Below are 25225 nucleotides of genomic sequence, written 5' to 3'. Positions count from 1 at the left end.
TCAGTCGACCTCCTCGACCGTCACCAGGTGACGGACCGTGTTGACCATGCCGCGGATCTCGGGACGGTCCTCCTTGACGACGACGTCACCGATCCGCTTCAGGCCGAGGGTGCGCAGCGTCTCGCGCTGGTTGGCCTTGAGGCCGACCGTGCCCCTCTTCTGCTGGACCTTGAGCTGTGCCATCAGGAGGACACCTCCTGCGAGACGCCCGCGGGCACCTCGGTGCGCGCCTTGAGCAGCGCCGCCGGGGCGACGTCCTCGACCGGCAGGCCACGACGGGCGGCCACGGCCTCGGGCTGCTCGAGCATGCGCAGCGCCTCGACGGTCGCGTGCACGATGTTGATCTGGTTCGACGACCCGAGCGACTTGCTCAGGATGTCGTGGATGCCGGCGCACTCGAGCACCGCACGCACCGGGCCACCGGCGATGACGCCGGTACCGGGCGAGGCGGGACGCAGCATGACCACGCCGGCCGCCTTCTCACCCTGGACGGGGTGCGGGATCGTGCCCTGGATCCGGGGGACCCGGAAGAAGGCCTTCTTGGCCTCCTCGACGCCCTTGGCGATCGCCGCGGGCACCTCCTTGGCCTTGCCGTAGCCGACTCCGACCAGACCTTCGCCGTCACCGACGACCACGAGGGCGGTGAAGCTGAAGCGACGACCACCCTTCACGACCTTCGCGACGCGGTTGATCGCCACGACGCGCTCGATGTAGGCGGTCTTGTCAGCCTGGCCACCGCGACGGTCGTCGCGACCGCGACGGTCACCAGACTGGCGCTCGCCACTGCGCTGTCCGCGCTGGGCTCCGCTCATGAGACTGTTCCTCTTCTCTTCACTTGCGATGTCTGGATCAGAACGTCAGGCCGCCCGAACGGGCGCCGTCCGCGAGGGCCGCGACGCGGCCGTGGTACTTGTTGCCGGCGCGGTCGAAGACGACCCCGTCGACACCGGCAGCCTTGGCGCGCTCGGCGACGAGCTCGCCGACCTTCTTCGCCTTGGCGGTCTTGTCGCCCTCGTAGCCGCGCAGGTCGGTCTCCATGGTGGAGGCCGAGGCCAGCGTCTTGCCGACCAGGTCGTCGACGACCTGGACGGTGATGTGCTTGGAGGAGCGGGTCACGACCAGGCGAGGGCGCTCGGCGGTGCCGGCGACCTTCTTGCGGCCACGGACCTGGCGACGCAGGCGCGACTTGACGCGAGCGGCGGTGTGCTTGTTGTTCGAGAGCGAGATGCCCATGTCACTTACCAGCCTTTCCGACCTTGCGGCGGACCTGCTCGCCGGCGTAACGAACACCCTTGCCCTTGTAGGGCTCGGGCTTGCGCAGCTTGCGGATCTTCGCGGCCGTCTCGCCGACGAGCTGCTTGTCGATGCCCTGGACACCCAGGCGGGTCGGGCCGTCGACGGTGAAGGTGATGCCCTCGGGGGCGTCGAAGATGATCGGGTGGGAGTACCCGAGCTGGAACTCCAGCTGGGTCGGGCCCTTCGACAGGACGCGGTAGCCCACGCCGACGATCTCGAGCTTCTTCTCGTAGCCGTCGGTGACACCGACGACCATGTTGTTGATGAGCGTGCGGCTCAGGCCGTGCAGCGACTTGCTGATGCGGTGGTCGTCGGGGCGGGTGACGTCGAGGACGCCCTCCCCCTTCACCACGGCGATCGGCTCGGCGACGGTGTGCGTCAGGGCACCCTTGGGGCCCTTGACGGTCACCAGCTGGCCGTCGATCGCCACGTCGACACCGGACGGAACCGCGACGGGGAGCTTGCCAATACGCGACATGCTTTCAGTTCTCCTATCTCGGTTTCGTCGTCACCAGACGTAGGCGAGGACTTCTCCGCCCACGCCCTTCTGGTTGGCCTGTCGGTCGGTCAGCAGGCCCTGGCTCGTCGAGATGATCGCGACGCCCAGCCCGCCCAGCACCTTCGGGAGACCCGTGTGCTTGGCGTAGACCCGCAGGCCCGGCTTGCTGATCCGGCGCACGCCCGCGATGGAGCGCTCCCGGTTGCGGCCGTACTTGAGCGTGATGGTCAGCGTCTTGCCGACCTCGCCCTCACCCGGCTCGGTGACGTCGTAGGAGGTGATGTAGCCCTCCTGCTTGAGGATGTCGGCGACACCCTGCTTGATCTTGCTGTACGGCATGGAAACCGCGTCGTGGTACGCCTGGTTGGCGTTACGCAGACGAGTGAGCATGTCTGCGATCGGGTCTGTCATCGTCATGGCCTGCTGCGGCCCTTTCTCCACCGTGGTTTCGCACCTGTAGCTCAGGTGCGACCTGCAGCGATCTTTGAATTGGGAAGGATTACCAGGAGGACTTGGTCACGCCGGGCAGCTCGCCCCGGTGCGCCATCTCTCGCAGGCAGATGCGGCACAGGCCGAACTTGCGGTAGACGGCCTTAGGCCGGCCACAGCGCTGGCAGCGGGTGTAGCCGCGGACAGCGAACTTCGGCTTGCGAGCGGCCTTGACCTTCAGAGCGGTCTTCGCCATGTCAGTTCTCCTTGAACGGGAAGCCCAGCTGCTTGAGCAGCGCGCGGCCCTGGTCGTCGGTCGTGGCCGTCGTGACGATGGTGATGTCCATGCCGCGGGAACGGTCGATCCGGTCCTGGTCGATCTCGTGGAACATGACCTGCTCGGTCAGACCGAAGGTGTAGTTGCCCCGGCCGTCGAACTGCTGGGGCGAGAGGCCGCGGAAGTCGCGGATGCGCGGGAGCGCCAGCGACAGCAGCCGGTCGAGGAACTCCCACATGCGGTCGCCGCGCAGCGTGGTGTGCGCACCGATCGGCATGCCCTCGCGCAGCTTGAACTGCGCGATCGACTTGCGGGCCTTGGTCACGAGCGGCTTCTGGCCGGTGATCGCGGTGAGGTCGCGCACGGCGCCCTCGATCAGCTTGGAGTCGCGGGCAGCCTCGCCCACACCCATGTTGACCACGATCTTGACCAGGCCGGGGACCTGCATGACGTTCCCGATCTCGAACTCCGACTGCAGCGCGGGGAGGATCTCCTCGCGGTAGCGGGTCTTGAGGCGGGGGGTGACCTTCGCGGACGCAGCCACGTCGGGGGTCTGGGTCTCGGTCATCAGATCTCCTTGCCGCTCTTGCGCGAGATGCGGACGCTGCGCTCGGCCTGGTACGTCGAGCCGTCGGGGCGACGCTTGGTGACCTCGTCACGGCGGAAGCCGATCCGGGTCACGCCGTCGCCCTCGACGAGCATCACGTTGGACACGTGGATGGGGGCCTCGGCGGTGATGATGCCGCCGGTGCTGCCCGAGCCGCCCTGGTTGACGACCTTGGTGTGCCGCTTGACGCGGTTGACACCCTCGACGATCACCCGCTGCTCCTCACGGAGCACCTGGATGACCTTGCCCTCGGCGCCCTTGTCCTTGCCGGCGATCACCTTGACGGTGTCGCCCTTCTTGATGTTCACGGACGACTTGGCCATCAGAGCACCTCCGGTGCGAGCGAGATGATCTTCATGAAGCGCTTGTCGCGCAGCTCGCGGCCCACGGGGCCGAAGATGCGCGTGCCGCGGGGCTCGCCGTCGTTCTTGAGGATCACGGCGGCGTTCTCGTCGAAGCGGATGTAGGAACCGTCGGGACGGCGACGCTCCTTGACGGTGCGCACGATCACGGCCTTGACGACATCGCCCTTCTTGACGTTGCCACCGGGGATCGCGTCCTTCACGGTGGCGACGATGACGTCACCGATGCCCGCGTAGCGCCGACCCGAGCCGCCGAGAACACGGATGCAGAGGATCTCCTTCGCACCGGTGTTGTCGGCGACCTTGAGTCGCGACTCCTGCTGGATCATTGAGTTTCTCCTGGTTGTCGAGCTGGTTCTCGCCGGCCGCGCGGGCCGTGAGCCTTGCCGAACTGGTGGGGTTGGATCTCGCCCGGCGAGGGCGAGGGGTTACTTCGCCTTCTCGAGGATCTCGATGACGCGCCAGCGCTTGGTCGCCGACAGCGGTCGGGTCTCCATGAGCAGGACGCGGTCACCGATGCCGCACTCGTTGGCCTCGTCGTGCGCCTTGAGCTTGCTCGTGCGGCGCAGGACCTTGCCGTAGAGGGCGTGCTTCACGCGGTCCTCGACGGACACGACCACGGTCTTGTCCATCTTGTCGCTCACGACCAGGCCCTCGCGGACCTTGCGGGCGTTGCGCTCCGTGGTCTCGGCAGTCTGCTCGCTCATGCGGCACCATCCTCGTTGTCAGAACCCGGCGCCGTGCGGATGCCGAGCTCGCGCTCGCGCACCACGGTGTAGATCCGGGCGATGTCCTTCTTGACCGTGCGCAGCCGGCCGTGGCTCTCGAGCTGGCCGGTGGCGGCCTGGAACCGGAGGTTGAACAGCTCCTCCTTGGCCTCGCGCAGCTTCGCCTCGAGGTCGACGTCGTTCATCTCGTCGAGCTCGTGGGCAGCGATACCGTTGGGCATCAGAATTCACCCGCCTCTCGCGAGATGAACCGGCACTTCATCGGGAGCTTGTGCATCGCGCGGCGCATGGCCTCGCGTGCGGTGCCCTCGTCGACGCCGGAGAGTTCGAACATGACGCGGCCGGGCTTGACGTTCGCCACCCACCACTCGGGGGAACCCTTACCGGAACCCATGCGGGTCTCGGCAGGCTTCTTGGTCAGCGGGCGGTCGGGGTAGATGTTGATCCACACCTTGCCGCCTCGCTTGATGTGACGGGTCATCGCGATACGGGCCGACTCGATCTGTCGGTTCGTGACGTAGTGACCCTCGATGGCCTGGATCCCGAACTCGCCGAAGGCGAGACGGGTGCCACCCTTGGCCGCACCGGTCCGCTTGGGGTGGTGCTGCTTGCGGTGCTTGACGCGTCGGGGCATCAGCATGTCGGTCAGGCCTCCGATCCGGACTCAGCGGCGACGGGGGCAGCGGCCTCGGCCGGCGCCTCCGTGGTGGTGGCGGGAGCCTCGGCGCCGCGGTCGGCACGCGTCGGGCGGTCGCCGCGCGAGCCACGGCTCGGGCGCTCCCCGCCACGCTGCGGGCGACCACCGCGACCGGGGACCCCGGCGCGGGCGGCAGCCTGGGCCTGGCGCTCGGCACGGGTGCCGGCGACCTCGCCCTTGTAGATCCAGACCTTCACGCCGATGCGGCCGAAGGTCGTCTTGGCCTCGTAGAAGCCGTAGTCGATGTCGGCGCGCAGCGTGTGCAGCGGCACGCGACCCTCGCGGTAGAACTCGGTCCGCGACATCTCGGCGCCGTTGAGGCGGCCCGAGCACTGGATCCGGATGCCCTTGGCACCCGAGCGCATCGTGGTCTGCATCGCCTTGCGCATGGCGCGACGGAACTGCACACGGCCGGCGAGCTGCTCGGCGACGCCCTGGGCGACCAGCTGCGCGTCGACCTCGGGGTTCTTGACCTCGAGGATGTTCAGCTGCACCTGCTTGCCGGTGAGCTTCTCGAGCTCGCCGCGGATGCGGTCGGCCTCGGCGCCGCGGCGACCGATGACGATGCCGGGACGCGCGGTGTGGATGTCCACACGCACACGGTCACGGGTGCGCTCGATCTCCACCTTCGAGATCCCGGCGCGCTCCATGCCCTTCGACAGCAGCTTGCGGATGGCGACGTCCTCGCCGACGTACGACTTGTACAGCTTGTCGGCGTACCAACGGGACTTGTGGTCCGTCGAGATGCCGAGGCGGAAGCCGTTCGGGTTGATCTTCTGGCCCATCAGGCCTTCCTGCCCTTCTTCTCGGCGACCACGGCAGCCGGCTGGACGACCAGCGTGATGTGGCTGGTGCGCTTGTTGATCCGCGTCGCACGGCCCTGGGCCCGGGGGCGCCAGCGCTTCATGGTGGGACCCTCGTCGACCATCGCGACGGAGACCACCAGGTCGCCACGGTCGAGACCCTCGGTGGTCTCGGCGTTGGCGACGGCGCTCTCCAGCACCTTGTAGACGGTCTCCGAGGCGGCCTGCGGCGCGAACTGCAGCAGGGCCAGGGCCTCGTCGACGTGCATGCCGCGGACCAGGTCCACGACACGACGGGCCTTCAGCGGGGTGATCCGCGTGTGACGCGCGCTCGCGAAGGCGCCCGGCTGGTCGCCGAGCAGCGACTCGCGTCGGGCGCTCGTGCGCCCTCGCTCAGTAACGCTCATAGCTCGTTCTCTCCAGTTCCCAGAGCCGGCCGCATCAGCGGCGGCGGCCCTTCCGGTCTTCCTTCACGTGCCCGCGGTAGGTGCGGGTGGGGGCGAACTCGCCCAGCTTGTGGCCGACCATCGAGTCGGTCACGAACACCGGGACGTGCTTGCGCCCGTCGTGCACGGCGATGGTGTGACCGATCATGTCGGGCACGATCATCGACCGGCGCGACCAGGTCTTGATGACGTTGTGCGAGCCCTTCTCGTTCTCGGCGTCCACCTTCTTCTGAAGGTGGTCGTCGATGAAGGGGCCCTTCTTCAGGCTGCGAGGCATGTCGGTTACTTCCTACCCTTGCCGGACTTGCGACGACGGATGATCTGGGAGTCGGAGGCCTTGCGCTTGCGCGTGCGGCCCTCGGGCTTGCCCCAGGGGGACACCGGGTGACGACCACCCGAGGTCTTGCCCTCGCCACCACCGTGCGGGTGGTCGACCGGGTTCATCACGACGCCTCGCACCGTCGGGCGCTTGCCCTTCCAGCGCATGCGGCCGGCCTTGCCCCAGTTGATGTTCGACTGCTCGGCGTTGCCGACCTCGCCGATCGTGGCGCGGCAGCGCACGTCGACGAAGCGCATCTCGCCCGAGGGCATGCGCAGCGTGGCGCGGCTGCCCTCACGGGCGACCAGCTGGGCGCTGTTGCCGGCGGAGCGGGCGATCTTCGCGCCGCCGCCGGGCCGCAGCTCCACGGCGTGGATGGTCGAACCGACCGGGATGTTGCGCAGCGGCAGGTTGTTGCCGGTCTTGATGTCGGCGTGGGGGCCGCTCTCGACCGGGGTGCCCTGCGTCAGGCCCTTCGGCGCGATGATGTAGCGCTTCTCGCCGTCGGCGTAGTGCAGCAGCGCGATGCGCGCGGTGCGATTCGGGTCGTACTCGATGTGGGCGACCTTCGCCGGGACGCCGTCCTTGTCGTAGCGACGGAAGTCGATGATCCGGTAGGCGCGCTTGTGACCGCCGCCCTGGTGCCGGGTGGTGATCCGACCCTGGTTGTTGCGACCGCCCTTCTTGGGCAGCGGCACGACCAGGGACTTCTCCGGCGTGGTGCGGGTGATCTCGACGAAGTCGGCGACCGACGAGCCACGACGGCCCGGGGTGGTCGGCTTGTACTTGCGGATAGCCATTGTCTATGTCCTCGTATCCAGCTGCCCGGTCAGGAGACCGGACCCCCGAAGATGTCGATGCGGTGACCCTCGGCGAGGCTGACGATCGCGCGCTTCGTGTCCTTGCGCTTGCCCAGACCGTTGCGGGTCCGACGGGTCTTGCCCGCGCGGTTCAGCGTGTTCACCGAGGTGACCTTGACGCCGAAGATCTTCTCGACCGCGATCTTGATCTCGGTCTTGTTGGCGTCGGGGTGCACGACGAACGTGTACTTGTTCGCGTCGAGCAGGCCGTAGCTCTTCTCCGACACGACCGGCGCGAGCAGGACGTCGCGGTGGTCCTTGTGCAGGGTGCTCACTTGGCATCCTCCTTGGCGCTCACGAGCACGTCGTACGCGCCCTTGCTGAAGACCACGTCGTCGGCAGCGAGCACGTCGTAGGTGTTGAGCTGGTCGACGGCCACGATGTGCACGTGCTGCGCGTTGCGCAGCGAGAGCCAGGTGACGGAGTCGTTGCGCTCGAGCACCACGAGGAACTTCGTGCGCTCCGAGAGGCCGGCCAGGTTGGCCAGGGCGCTCTTGGTCGAGGGGACGTCGCCGGTGACGAGCGACTCCACGACGTGGATGCGGTCGTTGCGGGCCCGGTCGGAGAGGGCGGCGCGCAGGGCGGCGGCCTTCATCTTCTTGGGGGTGCGCTGGTCGTAGCTGCGCGGCTGCGGGCCGTGGACCACGCCACCGCCGGCGAACTGCGGCGCGCGGGTCGAGCCCTGGCGGGCGCGGCCGGTGCCCTTCTGCTTGTAGGGCTTGCGACCACCACCGCGGACCTCGGCCCGCGTCTTGGTGGCGTGCGTGCCCTGGCGCGCAGCGGCCTGCTGGGCCACGACGACCTGGTGCATCAGGGGGATGTTGACCGCCACGTCGAAGATCTCGGCGGGCAGGTCGACCTTGACGGTCTTGATAGCCATGTGCTCAGGCCTCCTGCGTCTTCTTGGCAGCCGAGCGGAGCACGATCAGCCCGCCGCGGGGGCCGGGAACGGCACCCTTGAGCAGGATCAGGCCCTTCTCGACGTCGACGGCGTGCACGGTGACGTTCTGGGTCGTGACCGTGTCACTACCCATCCGGCCGGCCATGCGGACGCCCTTGAACACTCGGCCCGGCGTGGCGCAGGCGCCGATCGAGCCGGGCTTGCGGTGGTTGCGGTGGGCACCGTGCGAGGCGGACACACCGGCGAAGCCGTGACGCTTCATGACACCGGCGAAGCCCTTGCCCTTGCTGGTGCCGGTGACGTCGATCTCCTCGCCCGCGGCGAAGGTGTCGACGGCGAGCTCCTGGCCCACGGTGTAGTCGCCGGCCGCAGCGGTGCGGATCTCGACGAGGTGACGGCGGGGGGTGGTGCCCGCGGTCTTGGTGAAGTGACCGGCCTGCGGCTTGTTGACCTTGCGGGCCTCGATCTCGCCGAACCCGATCTGCACGGCGTTGTAGCCGTCCTTCTCGGGGGTGCGGACCTGGGTGACCACGTTGGTGCTCGCGGCGATCACGGTCACGGGGACGATGCGGTTGTTCTCGTCCCACAGCTGGGTCATGCCGAGCTTCGTGCCCAGCAGGCCCTTCTGGTTGCGTTCCATCGTCATGTCAGTGACCTCAGAGCTTGATCTCGATGTCGACGCCGGCAGGCAGGTCGAGGCGCATGAGCGAGTCGACCGTCTTCGGCGTCGGGTCGATGATGTCGATGAGGCGCTTGTGGGTGCGCATCTCGAAGTGCTCGCGGGAGTCCTTGTACTTGTGGGGCGAGCGGATCACGCAGTACACGTTCTTCTCGGTCGGCAGCGGCACCGGGCCGGCGACCTTGGCACCCGTGCGGGTGACCGTGTCCACGATCTTGCGCGCCGAGGTGTCGATCACCTCGTGGTCATAGGCCTTGAGCCTGATGCGGATCTTCTGTCCCGCCATAGGTCTCGTCCGTCCTTCTTCTCAGCTGCCGCGTGCGTGTCCGGGATTCCTCGGGCTTGAGTGGGTCCCGCCCTGTTGCCATCACCTAGTGGCCGACCCCCGCGGTCGGGCGTGTCGCGCGGCCTGCACAAGGATCTGCGCTGGGCACGACACAGGACCGGGATCCTGCTCACGTCTGATCGGTGACGCCCGACGGTTCGTCAGGCTGATCGGGTCTCCTGGTGCGGTGCCGCCACGGGCCGACCACCACCGATCTCCCCATCACTGGGTGCCCCTCGAGGGAGCGGAGACGCGATTCAGTAGTCAAGATGTGGCGCACCCCGGCAACCCGCCGAAGCAACCGGACTATCTTGGCAGATCCCTCCGGTGGGGCCAAATCGTCCTGGCGGCCGCCGGTGGAGGTCGGGTCGGGCGCCGGGTCGAGCACCGCCGATCGGGCCCACCTGCGAGGATGGCGACCCACGCAGGTCGTGCCGGACCGGGCACGCACGACGGGAGAGCGATGTCGAACGACCACGGCCATCCGCCGCCCGGCGGCTGGGGCCCGCCGCCTCCGGGGTGGACCCCTCCTCCCCCGGGTCCGACCCCGCCGCCCGGCATGTGGGGCCCGCCCCCGGTCCCACGGCCGGTGCACCGGCCCGGCGCGGTGCCGCTGCGCCCGCTGGGCCTGGGCGACCTCTACGACGCCGCCTTCCGCACGATCCGGCACAACCCGCAGGCCACCGTCGGTGCCGCCGTGCTGGTCGCCGCGGTGGCGATGGTGGTCCCCGTGCTGGTCACCAGCGTGCTGACCTTCACCGTCGACCTCAGCCTGCTCTCGGCCGACTCGCCGTCGACGGAGTCGGTGGTGGGCTTCCTCGGGTCGTTCGGCGCCCTGGGTGTCGGCGCGCTCCTGCAGCAGGTGGGGCTCATCCTCGTGGCGGGCATGGTGGCCCACGTCGTGGCCGCGGCCGCCGTCGGTCGCCGCCTGAGCCTCGGCGAGGCGTGGCGGGCCACGGCCGGCCAACGGCTGCGGCTCGTCGGCCTCGCCGCGCTCCTCCTCGTGCTGACGCTGACGGTGGTGGCGCTCTACGCCGCCACCTACGTGCCCGTCGTGCTGCTGTCGACCGCCACCTGGCAGGTCGTGGTCTACGCCGTGCTCAGCGGACTGCTCCTCGTGGCGTTCATGACGTGGTTCTGGATCCGGGTCTACTACCTGCCCGCGCCGGCGCTGATGATGGAGGGCCTCACGATCCGCCAGGCCCTGCGCCGCGGCTACGGGCTGACCCGGGGCGCCTTCTGGCGCACCTTCGGCATCGCGCTGCTCACCGTCGTGCTCACCGGCGTGGCGAGCTCGGTGCTCACCCTGCCCTTCTCCTTCGGCGGACAGCTCGCCCTGCTGGCGGTCGGGCCGGAGTACCAGGTGCTCGGCCTGGTGCTGCTCCAGGCCCTGTCGACGGTCGTCTCCACGGCGTTCGTGGCCCCCTTCACCACCGCCGTCACGGCGCTGCAGTACCTCGACCTGCGCATCCGCCGCGAGGCCTACGACGTCGACCTGATGACCCAGGCGGGGATCACCCGGCCGTGACCCCGCTGCTCGTGGCGGGGCCGACCCCCTCCCCCGACGACGCCCGCACGGCGCTGCGCCAGGAGCTGCTGCGCCCGGAGTACCACGAGCGCGACGTGCTCCAGCAGGTCCTCGACGCGCTCCAGCGACTCGTCGACGACGCCCTCGTCGCCGCGTCGGGGGCGCCTCCGCTGACCGCGCTCGCCGCCGTCGTCGTGGCGCTGCTGCTCGTGCTCGCCCTCGGCTGGCTCCTCTCGCGGACGCGCGGGTCGGCGCGCCTCGCTGGGCCCGACGACGCCGTGCTCGCCGGCACCGGTGTCGGAGCCGACGAGCTCACCCGCCGCGCGCACGCCGCCGCGGCCGACGGGCGCTGGGACGACGTGGTCGTCGAGGCCTTCCGTGCGCTCACCCTGCGCGAGGTCGAGCGCGGCCTGCTCGCCGACAACCCCGGGGCGACGGCCCGCGAGGTGGCCCACGCCCTCGGTGCGGGCCACCCCCCGCTGGCCGACGCGGCCGCAGCCGCCGCCCGGACCTTCGACCTGGTGCGCTACGGCGAGCGGCGCGCCGACGAGGCCTCCGCGCGCGGTGTGCTCGACCTCCTCGACACCCTGGTCGGGGCGCGCCGGTGAGGCGGCTGCGGCGCCACACCTCCGCCCTGGTCGTCGCGACCGCCCTCGCGGTCGCCGTGGTCGTCGCCGTGCTCCTCGGCGGCGGCGCCCGCACCACCGACCCCCTCGACCCCGACAACCCCGACCCCGACGGGGCGCAGGCCGTGGCCCGGGTGCTCGCCGACCGTGGCGTGCGGGTGGAGGTGGCCCGCGACACCGCGGCGCTCGACGCGGCCGACGTCGACGCCGACACCACCGTGGTCGTCACCGGCACCGAGGCGCTGGGCCGCAGCACGGCCGAGGGCCTGCTGCGCGCCGCCGCCCCCGGCCGCCTGGTCGTGGTCGACGCCCGCCCGGGAGCGCTCGACGCCCTCGGCCTCGCCGCCGAGCCCCTGGCCGTCGACCCCGGCGACGGGCTCGCCGCCGGGTGCGGCACCCCGGCGCTAGCCGGACTCGTGCTCGCCACCGACACGGCCACGGCGTACGACGCGCCGGGCTGCTTCGGCAGCGGCGGACGCGCGGTGGTGGCCGAGGTCGGGGGCGTGACCCTCCTCGGGGCCGGGCAGGCGCTGGGCAACGACCAGGTGCTGCGCGCCGACAACGCCGCGGTGGCGCTGCGCCTGCTCGGCCAGGGGCAGCGCCTGGTGTGGTACGTGCCGTCGGCGGGTGACCTCGAGGGTGGCGACGCCGTCGGTCTTTCCGGGCTCGTGCCCCGCTGGGTCGCACCCGGTCTCGTGCTCGCCGTGGTCGTGCTCCTGGCCGTCGTGCTCTGGCGCGGGCGGCGGCTGGGCCGGCTGTCGGTCGAGCCGCTGCCGGTGGCGGTGAGCGCCGTCGAGACCACCCTGAGCCGTGGACGGCTCTACCACCACGCCTCCGACCGCGGCCACGCCGCGCGGGCGCTGCGCGAGGCCGCCCGACGGCGCGGTGCGGCCCGGCTGCGCCTCCCGATGGGCGCCGGGCCCGACGTCGTCGCGGAGCAGGTCGCCGCCCGCACCGGCCGGTCCGCGGCCGACGTCGCCCGTCTGCTCGACCCCGACGCCCCCGCTCCCGGCACCGACCGGGACCTGATCGCCCTGGCCGGCGCGCTGGCCGAGCTCGACCGAGAGGTACGCACCCCGTGACCGACACCCCCCGACCCCTGACCGGGACCCCCGCCCCGACCGGCGACCCCCGCGAGCGCATCGCGGCGGTCCGCGCCGAGGTGGCCAAGGCCGTCGTCGGCCAGGACGCCGCCGTCTCCGGCCTGCTCGTGGCCCTGCTGTGCGGCGGCCACGTGCTCATGGAGGGGGTGCCGGGCACGGCCAAGACCCTGCTCGTGCGCAGCCTCGCCGGTGCGCTCTCGGTCGGCACCCGGCGCGTGCAGTTCACCCCCGACCTGATGCCGGGCGACATCACCGGCTCGATGGTGATCGAGGGCCAGGGCGGTGAGCTGCGCTTCCGGGAGGGGCCCGTCTTCACCCAGCTGCTGCTGGCCGACGAGATCAACCGGACCCCGCCCAAGACCCAGTCGGCGCTGCTGGAGGCGATGGAGGAGGGCCAGGTCTCGGTGGACGGCACCTCCCACCCGCTGCCCGTGCCCTTCCTGGTGGCGGCCACCCAGAACCCCGTGGAGCACGAGGGCACCTACCCGCTGCCCGAGGCCCAGCTCGACCGGTTCCTGCTCAAGGTCGTGCTGCCGGTGCCCGGGCGCGACGACGAGCTGGAGGTGCTGCGCCGCCACGCCGCGGGCTTCGACCCTCGCGACGTGGCCGCCGCCGGCGTCGGCCCGGTCGCCGGCCCCGACGACGTCGCCGCGGGACGCGCTGCCGTGGCCGCCGTGCAGGTCTCCCCGGAGGTCGTCGGCTACATCGTCGACATCGCCCGCGCCACCCGGACCTCCCCCTCGCTCAGCCTCGGGGTCAGCCCCCGCGGCACCACCGCGCTGCTGAGGACCTCCCGGGCGTGGGCCTGGCTCAACGGACGCGACTTCGTCACCCCCGACGACGTCAAGGCCCTCGCCCACGCCACGCTGGTGCACCGGCTGGGGCTGCGGCCCGAGGCCGAGCTCGAGGGCGTCGACGTCGGCCAGGTGCTCTCCTCGGCGATCGGCTCCGTGCCGGTCCCGCGCTGAGGAGCGCCGTGGCCGTCTCCGGTCGCCTCCCCCTGCTGCTGGCCCTCGGGCTGGTCGCGGTGGTGCTGCGCCCCGCCGTGGGCACGGTGTGGCTGTGGGTGCTGGTCGTCGGCGTGCTCGCGACGGCCGACCTCCTGCTCGCCCCGCGACCCGCCGCCCTGCACCTGGAGCGCCGGCCGGTGCCGACGACCCGGCTGCACGAGGAGGTCGAGAGCGCGCTGCTGGTGCGCAACGACGGGCGCCGACGGGTGCGCGGCGTCCTGCGCGACGCCTGGCAGCCCACCGCCGGGGCCGGCCCCGACCGGCACCGGCTCGACCTGGCTGGCGGCGCGACGGTGCTGCTGCGCACCCCGCTGCGCCCGCGCCGGCGCGGCGACCTGCGCGCCGTCGGCATCACCGCGCGCTGCTGGGGGCCGCTCGGGCTCGTCGCCCGCCAGGCCACGACGGACCTGCCGGGCAGCGTGCGGGCGCTCCCGGCGTTCGAGTCGCGCAGGCACCTGCCCTCGCGCCTGGCCCGGCTGCGCGACCTCGACGGGCGCGCCGCGGTGCGGGTGCGGGGCCAGGGCACCGAGTTCGACTCGCTGCGCGAGTACGTGCGCGGCGACGACGTGCGCTCCATCGACTGGCGCTCCACGGCCCGCAACCGCTCGGTGGTCGTGCGCACCTGGCAGCCCGAGCGCGACCGCCGGGTGGTGCTCGTGCTCGACACCTCGCGCACCTCGGCCGGCCGCGTCGACGACGTGCCGCGCCTGGACTCCGCCATGGACGCCGCGCTGCTGCTGGGGGCGCTGGCCGCGCGCGCCGGCGACCGGGTCGACCTCCTGGCCGGTGACCGGGTCGTGCGGGCCCGGCTGCGCGCGGCCGGGGCCCGCGACGTCGCGGCGCGGCTCCAGGAGCAGATGGCCGACCTGGAGCCCGTGATCGTGGAGGCCGACTGGCGCGCGCTGGCCGGCGCCGTCACCGGCCTGGGGCGGCAGCGGGCGCTGGTCGTGCTGCTGACCCCGCTCGAGCCCGCCGCGGTCGAGGAGGGTCTGCTGCCCGTGCTGCCCGTGCTGGTGCGCCACCACCGAGTGGTGCTGGCCTCCGTGCGCGACCCCGCGCTCGACCGGCTGACCGCCGCCCGCGGCACCGCCGAGGAGGTGTACGCCGCCGCGGCGGCCGAGCAGGTGCTCGAGCGCCGGACCCGCACCGCCGAGCTGCTGCGCGCCCTCGGGGTCGACGTGGTCGACGCCGACGCCGAGCGGCTGCCCCCTGCGCTGGCCGACCACTACCTCGGGCTCAAGGCCCGCGGGCTGCTGTAGGGGCTCAGGCCTGGGTGGCGACCCTGTCCTCGAGCAGCGCGGCGTCGAGGTCGCCGGTGTGGCCCCGCTGCACCGCGCGGCGGCCCAGCACGAGGACGTAGGCGAGGAACACCGCCTCGGCGAGCACGCCGATGCCCACCCGGGCCCAGGTGGGTAGCCCCGAGGGCGTCACGAAGCCCTCGATGGCCCCCGAGACGAGGAGCACCACGACCAGGCCCAGTGCGACCGTGCCCGCCGTGCGGCCCTCGCGCGCGATCGACTGCGCCCGCGACAGCGCGCCGGGCTCGATCCACGACCAGAACAGCCGCAGGCCCACCCCGCCGGCCACGAAGACGGCCGTGAGCTCGAGCAGCCCGTGGGGCAGGATGAGGCCCCAGAACTGCTGCCCCCGGTCGGCGCGGTGCATGATCGAGCCGATGATCGCGAGGTTGCTGATGTTGGTGAAGAGCACGTAGACCACCGGCAGGCCCAGCACCCCGAGGGCGATGCAGAGCGCGGCGACCCAGGCGTTGTTGACCCACACCTGGGTGGCGAAGCTGCCAGCGGCGTACTCGCTGTAGTAGCCCTCGAAGTCCTGCTGCACCAGCTGGTCGACCTCGGCGGGCGAGAGCAGCGACTGCTCGACCACTGGGTTGTCGAGCAGCCACAGCATCATCACCGCGGTCACCACCACGTTGCCGGCCAGGCAGCCCAGCCACCACCAGCGCAGCCGGTAGAGAGCGGCGGGGAAGCGGTCGACGAAGAACGACGCCACCGTGCGCCACGAGCCGACCCGGGTGCCGACGGCGCGGTTGCGGGCGCGCGCCAGCAGCGAGGAGAGGTGGGCCACCAGCGTCGGGTCGGGAGCCGAGGCCCGCACGACCGAGAGGTGGGTGCCGACGCGCTGGTAGAGCTCGACCAGCTCGTCGCTGGCCGCCCCGTCGAGGCGCCGGCGGCCCACGAGCTCCTCGAGCTGCTGCCAGTCGCGCGCATGCGCCTGCACGTAGGCGTCGAGGTCCACGCGCCCAGCCTAGACTGGCGGCGATGTCGACCCCCGAGCGCGCGCACCTCACCGCCGACGACCTCGTCACCGGCGACGCGGTCGCCCTCGACCTTCCGGCGGCCGGGCTCGGCGCCCGGATGGTGTCGGGGCTCATCGACGTGGTGCTCACCGTGGCGCTGCTCGTGGCCGTCGTGCTCCTGCTGCTCACCGCGACCCTGCAGGCCGACCAGGCCCTCGCCACCGTGGGCATGATCGGCTCGCTGATCGTGGTCTTCCTGGTCGTGCCGACCACGGTCGAGACGCTCACCCGCGGCAAGTCGCCGGGCAAGTGGGCGATGGGGCTGCGCACGGTGCGCGACGACGCCGGGCCGATCTCCTTCCAGCACGCCTTCGTGCGGTCGCTGGTCGGCTTCGTGGAGGTCTACGCCTTCACCGGGGCCCCGGCCTTCCTCTCCGCGCTGGTCAGCTCCCGGGGCAAGCGGCTGGGCGACTACGCCGCCGGCACCTTCGTCGTGCGCGAGCGGGTGCGTCTGCAGCTGGCGCCGCCGCTGCCGATGCCGCCACCGCTCGCCGCGTGGGCCCGCGGCGCCGACATCGCGCCGCTGCCCCTGGGCCTCGCGGTCGCCGTGCGTCAGCTGCTGGGGCGCATGGGTCAGGTGGACCCCGCGGCGCGCGCGGGCCTGGCGGCGCGCCTGGCCGAGCAGGTGGCCCCGCACGTCTCACCGCCCCCGCCGCCCGGCACCCCGCCCGAGGCGTTCCTGGTGGCCGTCGTGGCCGCGCGCCGCGAGCGCGACACCGCTCGCCTGGAGCGCGAGGCCCGGATGCGCCAGCGGCTCACCGCACGCGGCTGAGCCCCCGACCGCGTCAGTCGGGGGCTCAGCGCGGGGAACCTGCTCAGTAGCTGGTGAAGAGCAGGCGGTTGGGCGAGCCGTTGACGCCGGAGACCACGTTGGTGGTGGCGTTGCCGAGGAGGGCGTTGGTCACCGTGGCCGGGGAGGCCGAGGGGTTGGTCTGGAGGTACTGCGCGGCCACGCCCGCGACGTGCGGGGAGGCCATCGAGGTGCCCGAGATGGTGTTGGTGGCCGTCGAGCTGCCGATCCACGCCGAGGTGATCGAGGAGCCCGGAGCGAAGATGTCCACGCAGGAGCCGTAGTTGGAGTACGACGCACGGGCGTCGCTCGACGTCGTGGCGCCGACGGTGATGGCCGACGCGGCGCGGGCGGGCGAGACGTTGCACGCGTTCTGGTTCTCGTTGCCGGCCGCGACGACGGTGGTGACACCGGCGTTGACCATGCGCTGGATGGCGGCGTCGGTGGCGCTGTCGGCGGGGCCGCCCAGGCTCATGTTGGCCACGGCCGGGCGCACGCCCTGGCCGGCGACCCAGTCCATGCCCGCGATGACGCCGGAGTTGGCGCCCGAGCCCTGGCAGTCGAGCACGCGCACGGGCACGAGGGTGACCTGCTTGGCCACGCCGTAGGTCGAGCCGCCGACGGTGCCGGCGACGTGGGTGCCGTGGCCGTTGCAGTCGCTGGTGCCGCGGCCGTCGTTGATGGCGGTGGCGCCCGCGGCGACGCGGCCGGCGAAGTCGGCGTGCGAGGCGTTGATGCCGGTGTCGATGACGTAGGCCCGCACGCCGGAGCCGGTGGCGTTGTAGGTGAAGGTGCCCGAGCGGGGCAGCGAGCGCTGGTCGATGCGGTCCAGGCCCCAGGTGGCGTTGCTCTGGGTGGCGGAGATCGTCACCACGGCGTCCTGCTGCACGAACTGCGTGTCGGGGTCGGCACGCACGGCGTCGAGCTGCTCGGGGGTCAGCCGCGCGGCGTAGCCGCCCAGGTCGTCGTAGACCTCGGTGACCTTGCCGCCCTCGCCGGCGACGGCGCCGTCGGCCTCGGCGCGGACCTTGTCGGCCCCCTCCTTCAGCACGACGATGTAGCGCCCGGAGATCGCGTCGGAGCTGCGCAGCAGCGGGGCGGAGCCTGCCTCGGCCGGCGCGGTGGCGACGGTGTCGGAGCCGGCGGGGAGCGCGGTGGCGGCGGGGCTGCCCGCGACGCCGACCGCACCGAGGGCGAGCGCGGCGAGGGCCGCGGTCGACAGGGCTGCGTGCTTGACCATCTTCATGACCTCCAAGGACCGGGTCCCGGTCCCCACGTAGGACACTCGTCCCGAGAGCGGACGGTGGACGACACCACGTCGTCGGGCACAACCTCTCCCGCACGCACACCCGGTGACTAGCGGGGAAACCCTCGCAGCGACCCTCGCGGCACCCTCGCCGACCGGTCGGGTCAGACCCGGCGGTAGACCAGGTCGCTGATGGCCCGGCCGGCCTCGACGCCCTTGCGCTCGAACTTCGTCACCGGACGCTCGCCCCAGCGCTCCACGACGCCGCCCTCCAGGGCGGGCTCGGCGTCGAGGACGGCCTCCATCTGCTCGGCGTAGTCGCCCCAGTCGGTGGCCAGGCGCCACACGCCGCCGGGGCGCAGGCGGGAGGCGACCAGCGCCGCGAAGTCGGCGTCCACCAGGCGACGCTTGCGGTGCTTCTTCTTGTGCCACGGGTCGGGGAAGAACGTCCAGACCTCCTCCAGGGCGCCCGGGGCGATGCGGTGCTCGGTGGTCCACACGGCGTCGACCCCGCAGAGGCGCACGTTGGTCGCCCCCGTCTCGGCCAGCCGCCACAGGGTGTCGGCCACGCCCGGGCGCCACACCTCCAGTGCCAGCACGTCGTACGTCGGTCGCGCTGCGGCCAGGACCGCGGTGGCCTCCCCCACGCCCGAGCCGATCTCGAGGATCATCGGCGCCTGCCGGCCGAACCAGGCGGCCCAGGAGAAGTCGGGGTCGTCGACGGCCTCGTCGGGCACGACCAGACCGTCGTGGTGGGCCTCCCACGCCTCGGCCTGGCGCGGGGTGAAGCGCTGGCCGCGCCGGGAGTAGCTGAGCACCTCGCGCACCCGACGGCCGTCGTCGGTGAGCTTGAGGTGGGGGCGGGCCGGGGTCACCCGGTCGGTCATGTCTCTCCTCGGCGTTGCTGGCGCTGGTGCGGGTGCTGGGGTGGTGCGGACGCGCAAGAGCCCCCAGCCCGAAGGCTGGGGGCTCTCACAGGTGCTTCAGTCGATCACTTGGTGATCTTGGTGACCCGACCGGCGCCGACGGTGCGGCCGCCCTCGCGGATCGCGAAGCGCAGACCCTCGTCCATGGCGATGGGCTGGATCAGCTCGACGGCCATCTCGGTGTTGTCACCGGGCATGACCATCTCGGTGCCCTCGGGCAGCGTCACGACGCCCGTCACGTCCGTGGTGCGGAAGTAGAACTGCGGGCGGTAGTTGTTGAAGAACGGCGTGTGACGGCCGCCCTCCTCCTTCGACAGGATGTAGACCGAGGCGTCGAAGTTGGTGTGCGGGGTCGTGGTGCCCGGCTTGATGACGACCATGCCGCGCTCGATGTCCTCGCGCTTGGTGCCGCGCAGGAGGAGACCGACGTTCTCGCCGGCCTGGCCCTCGTCGAGCAGCTTGCGGAACATCTCGACACCGGTGACGGTCGACTTCTGGGCCTTCTCGCGGATGCCGATGATCTCGACCTCCTCGTTGACCTTGACGATGCCGCGCTCGATGCGACCGGTGATGACGGTGCCGCGACCGGTGATCGTGAAGACGTCCTCGACGGGCATGAGGAACGGCTTGTCGGTCTCACGCTCGGGGGTCGGGATGGCCTCGTCGACCGCGTCCATGAGCTCCATGATCGAGTCGCCCCACTTGGCGTCGCCCTGCAGCGCCGGGAAGGCGGCCACGCGGACGACCGGGATGTCGTCGCCGGGGAACTCGTACTCCGAGAGGAGCTCGCGCACCTCCATCTCGACGAGCTCGATGAGCTCCTCGTCGTCGACCATGTCGCACTTGTTGAGCGCGACGACCAGGGCGGGCACGCCGACCTGGCGGGCGAGCAGCACGTGCTCACGCGTCTGGGGCATGGGGCCGTCGGTCGCGGCGACCACGAGGATCGCGCCGTCCATCTGAGCCGCGCCGGTGATCATGTTCTTGATGTAGTCGGCGTGACCGGGGCAGTCGACGTGCGCGTAGTGGCGGTTCTCGGTCTGGTACTCGACGTGCGCGATCGAGATCGTGATGCCGCGCTGACGCTCCTCGGGAGCCTTGTCGATGTCCTCGAACGCCGAAGCGGCGTTGAGGTCCGGGTGCTTGTCGTGCAGCACCTTCGTGATGGCAGCGGTCAGCGTCGTCTTGCCGTGGTCGATGTGACCGATGGTGCCGATGTTGACGTGCGGCTTGGTCCGCTCGAACTTCGCCTTAGCCACGGTGGGCTCCTCCTGTGGTGGTTGTTGCTTGACTCGTACTTGCTGGGGGTGGTGCCGAGGATCTGTCGCTGCGCAACCCTAGAGGGTCACTCGCCACGGACCTTCTTGATGATCTCGTCGGCGATGTTCGAAGGAACCTCGGCGTACGAGTCGAACTCCATCGAGTACGACGCCTGGCCGGAGGTCTTGGACCTCAGGTCGCCGACGTACCCGAACATCTCGGACAGGGGCACGAGGGCGTTGATGACCATGTCACCGTGCCGCTCCTCCTGCGCCTGGATCTGGCCGCGCCGCGAGTTGATGTCACCGATGACCGTGCCGAGGAAGCCCTCGGGGGTGGTGACCTCGACCGCGAACATCGGCTCGAGCAGGACCGGCTTGGCCATGCGTGCGGCCTCCTTGAAGGCCTGGTTGCCGGCGATCTTGAACGCGAGCTCGGAGGAGTCGACGTCGTGGTAGGCGCCGTCCTCGAGGGTGAACTTCACGTCGACCATCGGGTAGCCGGCGAGCACGCCGAACTCCATGGCCTCCTGGCCGCCCTGGTCCACCGACGGGATGTACTCGCGCGGGACGCGACCGCCGGAGACGCTGTTGACGAACTCGTAGCCGGCACCCGTGCCGGTCTCCGGGTCGATGTTGGGGCCGAGGTTGATGACGACCTTCGCGAACTGGCCCGAGCCACCGGTCTGCTTCTTGTGGGTGTAGCTGTGGCCCTTGACCTCCTTGCGGAGGGTCTCGCGGTAGGCGACCTGCGGCTTGCCGACGGTGGCCTCGACGCGGAACTCGCGCTTCATGCGGTCGACGAGGATCTCCAGGTGGAGCTCGCCCATGCCGGCGATGATCGTCTGGCCGGTCTCCTCGTCGGACTTGACCGTGAAGGTCGGGTCCTCGTCGGAGAGGCGCTGGATCGCCATGCCCAGCTTCTCCTGGTCGCTCTTCGTCTTGGGCTCGATCGCGACCTCGATCACCGGGGCCGGGAACGTCATCGACTCGAGGACGACCTGGTTCTGCGGGTCGGACAGGGTGTGACCGGTCTTGGTGTCCTTCAGACCCATCACCGCCACGATCTGGCCGGCGCCGACCGACGCGATCTCCTCACGCTTGTTGGCGTGCATCTGGTAGACCTTGCCGATCCGCTCCTTGCGGCCGTTGACCGAGTTGACCACGGTCGAGCCGGCCTCGAGCTTGCCGGAGTAGACCCGGACGTAGATCAGCTTGCCCAGGTGCGGGTCGGAGGCGATCTTGTAGGCCAGGCCGGAGAAGGGCTCGTCGTCGGAGGGCTTCCGGACGATCTCCTGCTCCTCGTCCTTGGGCGAGTGACCCACGATGCCGTCGATGTCGAGCGGCGAGGGCAGGTACTTGACGACCGCGTCGAGCAGGGGCTGGACGCCCTTGTTCTTGAACGCGGTGCCACACAGGACGGGGTTGAGCTTGTCGGCGAGGGTGGCGCGACGGATCGCGGCCTCGAGCTCCTCGACGGTGAAGTCCTCGCCCTCGAGGTACTTCTCCATGATGGCGTCGTCGGCGTCGGCGAGGGTCTCGAGGAGCTTGGTGCGGTACTCCTCGGCCTGCTCGGCCAGCTCGGCCGGGATCTCCTCGACCTCGTAGTCCTCACCCATCTTGGTCTCGCCGCGCCAGGTGAGGGCACGCATGCCGACCAGGTCGACGACACCGAGGAAGTCCGACTCCGCGCCGATGGGCAGCTGGAGCACGAGGGGGGTGGAGTTGAGGCGCTCGACCATCATGTCGACGCAGCGGAAGAAGTCGGCGCCCGTGCGGTCGAGCTTGTTGACGAAGCACATGCGGGGCACGGAGTACTTGTTGGCCTGGCGCCACACGGTCATGGTCTGGGGCTCCACACCGGCGACACCGTCGAAGACCGCGACGGCACCGTCGAGGACGCGCAGCGAGCGCTCGACCTCGGCGGTGAAGTCGACGTGGCCCGGGGTGTCGATGATGTTGACCTGGTGGTTCTTCCACCAGCAGGTGGTCGCGGCGGACGTGATCGTGATGCCGCGCTCCTGCTCCTGCTCCATCCAGTCCATCGTGGCGGCGCCGTCGTGGACCTCACCGATCTTGTACGAGATGCCGGTGTAGAACAGGATCCGCTCGGTGGTGGTGGTCTTACCGGCGTCGATGTGAGCCATGATGCCGATGTTGCGGACCTTGTTGAGGTCCGTGGTGATGTCGACAGCCACTGTGAGTGCGTTCCTTAGAAAGTGGGAGTGGTGCGGTGGGGACGGAGTCCCTCACGAGGTGAGGGACTCCGCCGTGGTCACCAGCGGTAGTGCGCGAAGGCCTTGTTGGACTCGGCCATCTTGTGCGTGTCCTCGCGCTTCTTCACCGCGGCACCGAGGCCGTTGGAGGCGTCGAGGATCTCGTTCATGAGGCGCTCCGACATCGTCTTCTCGCGACGGTCGGCGGCGTAGCCGACGAGCCAGCGCAGCGCGAGCGTGGTGCCGCGCGTGCCCTTGACCTCGATCGGGACCTGGTAGGTCGCACCACCGACGCGGCGGGACTTGACCTCGATGGCCGGCTTCACGTTGTCCATCGCACGCTTCAGCGTGACGACGGGGTCGGTGCCGGTCTTCTCGCGGCAGCCCTCGAGCGCGCCGTAGACGATGCGCTGAGCGACCTGCTTCTTGCCGTCCATGAGGACCTTCGACACGAGCTGGGAGACCAGCTGCGACCCGTAGACGGGGTCGATGTCGATCGGCCGCTTGGGAGCGGGACCCTTGCGCGGCATGTCAGCTCTTCTCCTTCTTGGCCCCGTAGCGGCTGCGCGCCTGCTTGCGGTTCTTCACGCCCTGGGTGTCGAGCGACCCACGGATGATCTTGTAGCGGACACCGGGGAGGTCCTTCACACGACCGCCGCGGACGAGCACGATCGAGTGCTCCTGGAGGTTGTGGCCCACGCCCGGGATGTAGGCCGTGACCTCGACGCCGCTGGACAGGCGCACACGGGCGACCTTGCGCAGGGCGGAGTTCGGCTTCTTCGGGGTGGTGGTGTAGACGCGGGTGCAGACACCGCGTCGCTGGGGCGAACCCTTGAGGGCAGGCGTCTTGTTCTTCGACACCTTGTCCTCGCGGCCCTTGCGGACCAGCTGGTTGATCGTGGGCACCTGGTGGTTCCCCTTCTGTGTCGCTCTCAGTGCGCGGCGCCTTGCCGGGCACGATCTTCGTGCGCAGGTCGACTGCGCAGGTCCTGCATGTCCGGGTGGTGCGGAGCCAACCGGCGTTGCTCACCCCCGAGGTCGGGCGTGTCGCCCGGGTGACGGTGGCTTTCGTGCAGGTGGCCGGACGGTCAGGACCCGCCGATCACTTCCGAGCACGCGCAACGGCCTGGTTGTCCCAGACACGATGACCGAGGCTACCCGGCGCCTCCAGCCCGGTCAAAACGCTGCGGAGCCCGCCACTGAGCCGCACGAGCACCGTCACGGCGAGCGCCACGCCGACCAGGGTGAGACTACCGCCGACCACCAACGTCCACCGGGCGCCGAGGTGCTCCCCCACCCAGCCGATGAAGGGCGAGCCCAGCGGCGTGCCGCCCATGACGATGGTCATGTAGAGCGCCATGACCCTCCCTCGCAGCGCCGGGTCGGACTCCAGCTGGAGGGTGGCGTTGGCGGAGTTGAGCAGGGTGAGGGTGCAGAAGCCGATCAGGGGCACGAAGCAGGCGAAGACCAGGTACGACGGGAGCAGCCCGGCCACGATGTTGGCCACGCCGAAGCCCACCCCCGAGAGCACGAGCAGCCGCAGCCGGATCCGGGTGCGCCGGGCCGCCAGGAGCGCCGCCACCAGCGAGCCGACCGCCATCGCCGAGCCCAGCACGCCGAACTCGCTGGCGCCCAGGCCGTAGACCTCGGTGGCCATGAGCGCGGAGGTGATCTGGAAGTTCATCCCGAAGGTGCCGGCGAAGAAGACCAGCACCAGGATCATCATCATCTTCGGCTGGCTGCGCACGTAGCGCACCCCCTCGCGCAGCATGCCCGGGGTGCGCCCGCGCAGCTCGGTGGTGTGCAGCTGCGCGGTGTCCATGCGCTGCAGCTGCCAGATCACCGCGGCGTAGGACACGGCGTTGACCAGGATCACCCAGCCCGTCGCCCGGGCCCCGCCGCCGAGCGCGCCGATCATCAGCCCGGCCAGCCCGGGGCCGGCGATGCGGGCGGTGTTGAAGGCCGCGGAGTTGAGGCTGACGGCGTTGGTGACGTCGTCGCGACCGACCATCTCCGAGACGAAGGACTGCCGCGCGGGGGCGTCGAAGGCCGACCCGATCCCGAAGAGGAAGGCCAGCACGAAGACGTGCCACGTCTGGGCCGCGCCGGTCACCGCGACCACGCCCAGCACCAGCGAGCAGACGGCCATCGTCACCTGCGTGACCTGGAGCAGCCGGCGCTTGGGGAAGCGGTCGGCGACGACCCCGGCGTACGGGGAGAGCAGGAGGACGGGCAGGAACTGCAGGCCCGTAGTGATGCCGAGGGCCGTGCCCCCGCCGCCGAGGCTGAGCACCAGCCAGTCCTGGGCGACCCGCTGCATCCACGTCCCGGTGTTGGAGACCACGCTGCCGGCGAGGTAGAGCCGGTAGTTGTGGTTGGCCAGGGCGCGGAACGTGGGGCTCACGCAGCGATCAGTCCTTCGGGGTCCAGGGGGCGGGGCGTCAGTCGAGGCGGGCGAGCCGCTCGAGGATGGGGGCGGCGCCGCGCAGGGCGGCACGCTCGTCGGGGCTGAGCGAGGCCAGCGCGGTGGCCAGCCACTCGTCGCGGCGGCGGCGGTCGGCCAGCACGGTCGCGCGGCCGAGGTCGGTGAGCGTCACGAGCACCTTGCGGCCGTCGTCGGCGTCGGCGCGACGGTCCACGTGACCCCGCTCGGCCAGGGCGTTGACCACCCGGGTCATGCTCGGCGGCTGCACCCGCTCGTGGGCGGCGAGCGCGCCCACCGTGAGGTCGCCCTGACGGAAGAGCGCGCCGAGCACGGCCATGGCGTTCATCGACAGGTCATTGTCGGGGTGGCGCTCCGCGGCCAGCCGGCGGCGCAGCCGCATCACCGAGAGCCGCAGCTCCGAGGCGAGCCCCGCGTCGGTGCGGGCGACCTTCTCCGTGGTGGGCATGTCGTGAGCATAACTCATTACCCTTGCTAAGCATTCCCGCGACGGGAGGCCCGACCCGGTCGCGCCGGGCCGGGCCTGCCCG

Annotated in this window: 35 protein-coding genes; 6 read left to right on the top strand and 29 right to left on the bottom strand. The window is 71.0% G+C overall.

The genetic code is table 11. The features are described 5' to 3' along the window. The 20 genes from rpmD to rpsJ all read right to left on the bottom strand — a co-directional run bounded on the left by rpmD (position 1) and on the right by rpsJ (position 9189). Positions 1 to 183 carry a 50S ribosomal protein L30 gene (gene rpmD / locus ASF47_RS00460; protein WP_056862088.1) on the bottom strand — a complete coding sequence of 61 codons (183 nt, stop codon included), beginning with the start codon at positions 181 to 183 and terminating at the stop codon, positions 1 to 3. Beyond that, the gene (gene rpsE, locus ASF47_RS00455; protein WP_056862087.1) at positions 183 to 812 is read right to left on the bottom strand and encodes a 30S ribosomal protein S5; all 630 of its coding nucleotides are present in this window, start codon (positions 810 to 812) and stop codon (positions 183 to 185) included. The genes rpmD and rpsE overlap by 1 nt, the downstream gene beginning before the upstream one ends. A 37-nt stretch (positions 813 to 849) precedes the next feature. Beyond that, the gene (gene rplR / locus ASF47_RS00450) at positions 850 to 1233 is read right to left on the bottom strand and encodes a 50S ribosomal protein L18 (protein WP_056862086.1); all 384 of its coding nucleotides are present in this window, start codon (positions 1231 to 1233) and stop codon (positions 850 to 852) included. Position 1234: 1 nt separating this feature from the next. Then, positions 1235 to 1774 carry a 50S ribosomal protein L6 gene (gene rplF / locus ASF47_RS00445; RefSeq protein WP_056862085.1) on the bottom strand — a complete coding sequence of 180 codons (540 nt, stop codon included), beginning with the start codon at positions 1772 to 1774 and terminating at the stop codon, positions 1235 to 1237. 30 nt (positions 1775 to 1804) lie between these two features. Further along, the gene (rpsH, locus tag ASF47_RS00440) at positions 1805 to 2212 is read right to left on the bottom strand and encodes a 30S ribosomal protein S8 (RefSeq protein ID WP_056862084.1); all 408 of its coding nucleotides are present in this window, start codon (positions 2210 to 2212) and stop codon (positions 1805 to 1807) included. Between the two features lie 82 nt (positions 2213 to 2294). Further along, positions 2295 to 2480: a type Z 30S ribosomal protein S14 gene (locus ASF47_RS00435; RefSeq protein WP_011757321.1), complete on the bottom strand. Its 186-nt coding sequence runs from the start codon at positions 2478 to 2480 to the stop codon at positions 2295 to 2297. Position 2481: 1 nt separating this feature from the next. Next, positions 2482 to 3069, bottom strand: coding sequence for a 50S ribosomal protein L5 (rplE, locus tag ASF47_RS00430; protein ID WP_056862083.1), 588 nt, complete (start codon positions 3067 to 3069; stop codon positions 2482 to 2484). Continuing rightward, entirely contained in the window at positions 3069 to 3431 is a 363-nt protein-coding gene (rplX, locus tag ASF47_RS00425) for a 50S ribosomal protein L24 (protein ID WP_056862082.1), read from the bottom strand. Before rplX ends, rplE begins: the two co-directional genes overlap by 1 nt. Further along, positions 3431 to 3799 (bottom strand): 50S ribosomal protein L14, encoded by a 369-nt coding sequence (rplN, locus tag ASF47_RS00420; RefSeq protein WP_056862081.1) that lies wholly within the window; start codon positions 3797 to 3799, stop codon positions 3431 to 3433. Before rplN ends, rplX begins: the two co-directional genes overlap by 1 nt. A 99-nt stretch (positions 3800 to 3898) precedes the next feature. Beyond that, on the bottom strand, positions 3899 to 4177 hold the full coding sequence (gene rpsQ, locus ASF47_RS00415; protein WP_056862080.1) for a 30S ribosomal protein S17: 279 nt from the start codon (positions 4175 to 4177) through the stop codon (positions 3899 to 3901). Further along, positions 4174 to 4419 carry a 50S ribosomal protein L29 gene (gene rpmC / locus ASF47_RS00410; protein ID WP_056862079.1) on the bottom strand — a complete coding sequence of 82 codons (246 nt, stop codon included), beginning with the start codon at positions 4417 to 4419 and terminating at the stop codon, positions 4174 to 4176. Before rpmC ends, rpsQ begins: the two co-directional genes overlap by 4 nt. Beyond that, positions 4419 to 4838 carry a 50S ribosomal protein L16 gene (gene rplP, locus ASF47_RS00405; protein ID WP_056862078.1) on the bottom strand — a complete coding sequence of 140 codons (420 nt, stop codon included), beginning with the start codon at positions 4836 to 4838 and terminating at the stop codon, positions 4419 to 4421. Before rplP ends, rpmC begins: the two co-directional genes overlap by 1 nt. A 5-nt stretch (positions 4839 to 4843) precedes the next feature. Further along, on the bottom strand, positions 4844 to 5680 hold the full coding sequence (rpsC, locus tag ASF47_RS00400) for a 30S ribosomal protein S3 (RefSeq protein WP_056862077.1): 837 nt from the start codon (positions 5678 to 5680) through the stop codon (positions 4844 to 4846). Beyond that, positions 5680 to 6105, bottom strand: coding sequence for a 50S ribosomal protein L22 (rplV, locus tag ASF47_RS00395; RefSeq protein ID WP_082499867.1), 426 nt, complete (start codon positions 6103 to 6105; stop codon positions 5680 to 5682). The genes rpsC and rplV overlap by 1 nt, the downstream gene beginning before the upstream one ends. Positions 6106 to 6139: 34 nt before the next feature. Next, a complete protein-coding gene (rpsS, locus tag ASF47_RS00390) occupies positions 6140 to 6421 on the bottom strand; it encodes a 30S ribosomal protein S19 (protein ID WP_056599671.1) in 282 nt (93 codons plus the stop codon). A 5-nt stretch (positions 6422 to 6426) separates the two neighbouring features. After that, on the bottom strand, positions 6427 to 7263 hold the full coding sequence (rplB, locus tag ASF47_RS00385; protein ID WP_056862076.1) for a 50S ribosomal protein L2: 837 nt from the start codon (positions 7261 to 7263) through the stop codon (positions 6427 to 6429). A gap of 29 nt (positions 7264 to 7292) precedes the next feature. Next, positions 7293 to 7598 (bottom strand): 50S ribosomal protein L23, encoded by a 306-nt coding sequence (rplW, locus tag ASF47_RS00380; protein WP_056862075.1) that lies wholly within the window; start codon positions 7596 to 7598, stop codon positions 7293 to 7295. After that, positions 7595 to 8203, bottom strand: a complete 609-nt coding sequence (gene rplD / locus ASF47_RS00375) for a 50S ribosomal protein L4 (RefSeq protein ID WP_056862074.1) — start codon at positions 8201 to 8203, stop codon at positions 7595 to 7597. The genes rplW and rplD overlap by 4 nt, the downstream gene beginning before the upstream one ends. 4 nt (positions 8204 to 8207) lie before the next feature. Continuing rightward, the gene (gene rplC / locus ASF47_RS00370) at positions 8208 to 8870 is read right to left on the bottom strand and encodes a 50S ribosomal protein L3 (RefSeq protein WP_082499866.1); all 663 of its coding nucleotides are present in this window, start codon (positions 8868 to 8870) and stop codon (positions 8208 to 8210) included. 10 nt (positions 8871 to 8880) lie between these two features. Next, entirely contained in the window at positions 8881 to 9189 is a 309-nt protein-coding gene (gene rpsJ / locus ASF47_RS00365; protein ID WP_008360994.1) for a 30S ribosomal protein S10, read from the bottom strand. Between the two features lie 628 nt (positions 9190 to 9817). Between rpsJ and ASF47_RS00360 the strand changes: the two genes are divergently transcribed. From ASF47_RS00360 to ASF47_RS00340, 5 genes are read left to right on the top strand one after another with little or no spacing between them, the layout of a single operon-like run. Next, positions 9818 to 10756, top strand: a complete 939-nt coding sequence (locus ASF47_RS00360) for a hypothetical protein (RefSeq protein ID WP_056862073.1) — start codon at positions 9818 to 9820, stop codon at positions 10754 to 10756. Next, entirely contained in the window at positions 10753 to 11364 is a 612-nt protein-coding gene (locus ASF47_RS00355; protein WP_056862072.1) for a DUF4129 domain-containing protein, read from the top strand. The genes ASF47_RS00360 and ASF47_RS00355 overlap by 4 nt, the downstream gene beginning before the upstream one ends. Further along, a complete protein-coding gene (locus ASF47_RS00350; RefSeq protein WP_056862071.1) occupies positions 11361 to 12464 on the top strand; it encodes a DUF4350 domain-containing protein in 1104 nt (367 codons plus the stop codon). The genes ASF47_RS00355 and ASF47_RS00350 overlap by 4 nt, the downstream gene beginning before the upstream one ends. Further along, a complete protein-coding gene (locus ASF47_RS00345) occupies positions 12461 to 13453 on the top strand; it encodes an AAA family ATPase (RefSeq protein ID WP_056862070.1) in 993 nt (330 codons plus the stop codon). Before ASF47_RS00350 ends, ASF47_RS00345 begins: the two co-directional genes overlap by 4 nt. A gap of 8 nt (positions 13454 to 13461) precedes the next feature. After that, entirely contained in the window at positions 13462 to 14754 is a 1293-nt protein-coding gene (locus ASF47_RS00340) for a DUF58 domain-containing protein (protein WP_056862069.1), read from the top strand. Between the two features lie 4 nt (positions 14755 to 14758). Here the strand turns inward: ASF47_RS00340 and ASF47_RS00335 are convergent, their stop codons facing one another. Beyond that, positions 14759 to 15754 carry a stage II sporulation protein M gene (locus ASF47_RS00335; protein WP_056862068.1) on the bottom strand — a complete coding sequence of 332 codons (996 nt, stop codon included), beginning with the start codon at positions 15752 to 15754 and terminating at the stop codon, positions 14759 to 14761. A gap of 23 nt (positions 15755 to 15777) precedes the next feature. Here ASF47_RS00335 and ASF47_RS00330 point away from each other — a divergent pair, with 23 nt between their 5' ends. Next, entirely contained in the window at positions 15778 to 16587 is an 810-nt protein-coding gene (locus ASF47_RS00330) for an RDD family protein (RefSeq protein WP_056862067.1), read from the top strand. Positions 16588 to 16630: 43 nt separating this feature from the next. Here the strand turns inward: ASF47_RS00330 and ASF47_RS00325 are convergent, their stop codons facing one another. The 8 genes from ASF47_RS00325 to ASF47_RS00290 form a co-directional block, all read right to left on the bottom strand. After that, positions 16631 to 17845, bottom strand: coding sequence for a S8 family peptidase (locus ASF47_RS00325; protein WP_056862838.1), 1215 nt, complete (start codon positions 17843 to 17845; stop codon positions 16631 to 16633). A 170-nt stretch (positions 17846 to 18015) separates the two neighbouring features. After that, positions 18016 to 18738, bottom strand: a complete 723-nt coding sequence (gene trmB, locus ASF47_RS00320) for a tRNA (guanosine(46)-N7)-methyltransferase TrmB (protein WP_056862066.1) — start codon at positions 18736 to 18738, stop codon at positions 18016 to 18018. A gap of 104 nt (positions 18739 to 18842) precedes the next feature. After that, positions 18843 to 20036 (bottom strand): elongation factor Tu, encoded by a 1194-nt coding sequence (tuf, locus tag ASF47_RS00315; protein WP_056862065.1) that lies wholly within the window; start codon positions 20034 to 20036, stop codon positions 18843 to 18845. Between the two features lie 86 nt (positions 20037 to 20122). Further along, entirely contained in the window at positions 20123 to 22234 is a 2112-nt protein-coding gene (fusA, locus tag ASF47_RS00310; RefSeq protein ID WP_082499865.1) for an elongation factor G, read from the bottom strand. A gap of 77 nt (positions 22235 to 22311) precedes the next feature. After that, complete coding sequence (gene rpsG / locus ASF47_RS00305) at positions 22312 to 22782, bottom strand: 30S ribosomal protein S7 (protein ID WP_056862064.1); 471 nt, start codon at positions 22780 to 22782, stop codon at positions 22312 to 22314. 1 nt (position 22783) lies between these two features. Further along, positions 22784 to 23158 (bottom strand): 30S ribosomal protein S12, encoded by a 375-nt coding sequence (rpsL, locus tag ASF47_RS00300; protein WP_056862063.1) that lies wholly within the window; start codon positions 23156 to 23158, stop codon positions 22784 to 22786. 196 nt (positions 23159 to 23354) lie between these two features. Further along, on the bottom strand, positions 23355 to 24656 hold the full coding sequence (locus tag ASF47_RS00295; protein ID WP_056862062.1) for an MFS transporter: 1302 nt from the start codon (positions 24654 to 24656) through the stop codon (positions 23355 to 23357). Positions 24657 to 24693: 37 nt separating this feature from the next. After that, on the bottom strand, positions 24694 to 25143 hold the full coding sequence (locus ASF47_RS00290; protein WP_056862061.1) for a MarR family winged helix-turn-helix transcriptional regulator: 450 nt from the start codon (positions 25141 to 25143) through the stop codon (positions 24694 to 24696). Between the last annotated feature and the right edge of the window lie 82 nt (positions 25144 to 25225).

Origin of the sequence: Nocardioides sp. Leaf285, assembly GCF_001422955.1 — a bacterium.
Lineage (GTDB): Bacteria > Actinomycetota > Actinomycetes > Propionibacteriales > Nocardioidaceae > Nocardioides > Nocardioides kribbensis.
This window is presented reverse-complemented; position numbering and strand designations above follow the sequence as displayed.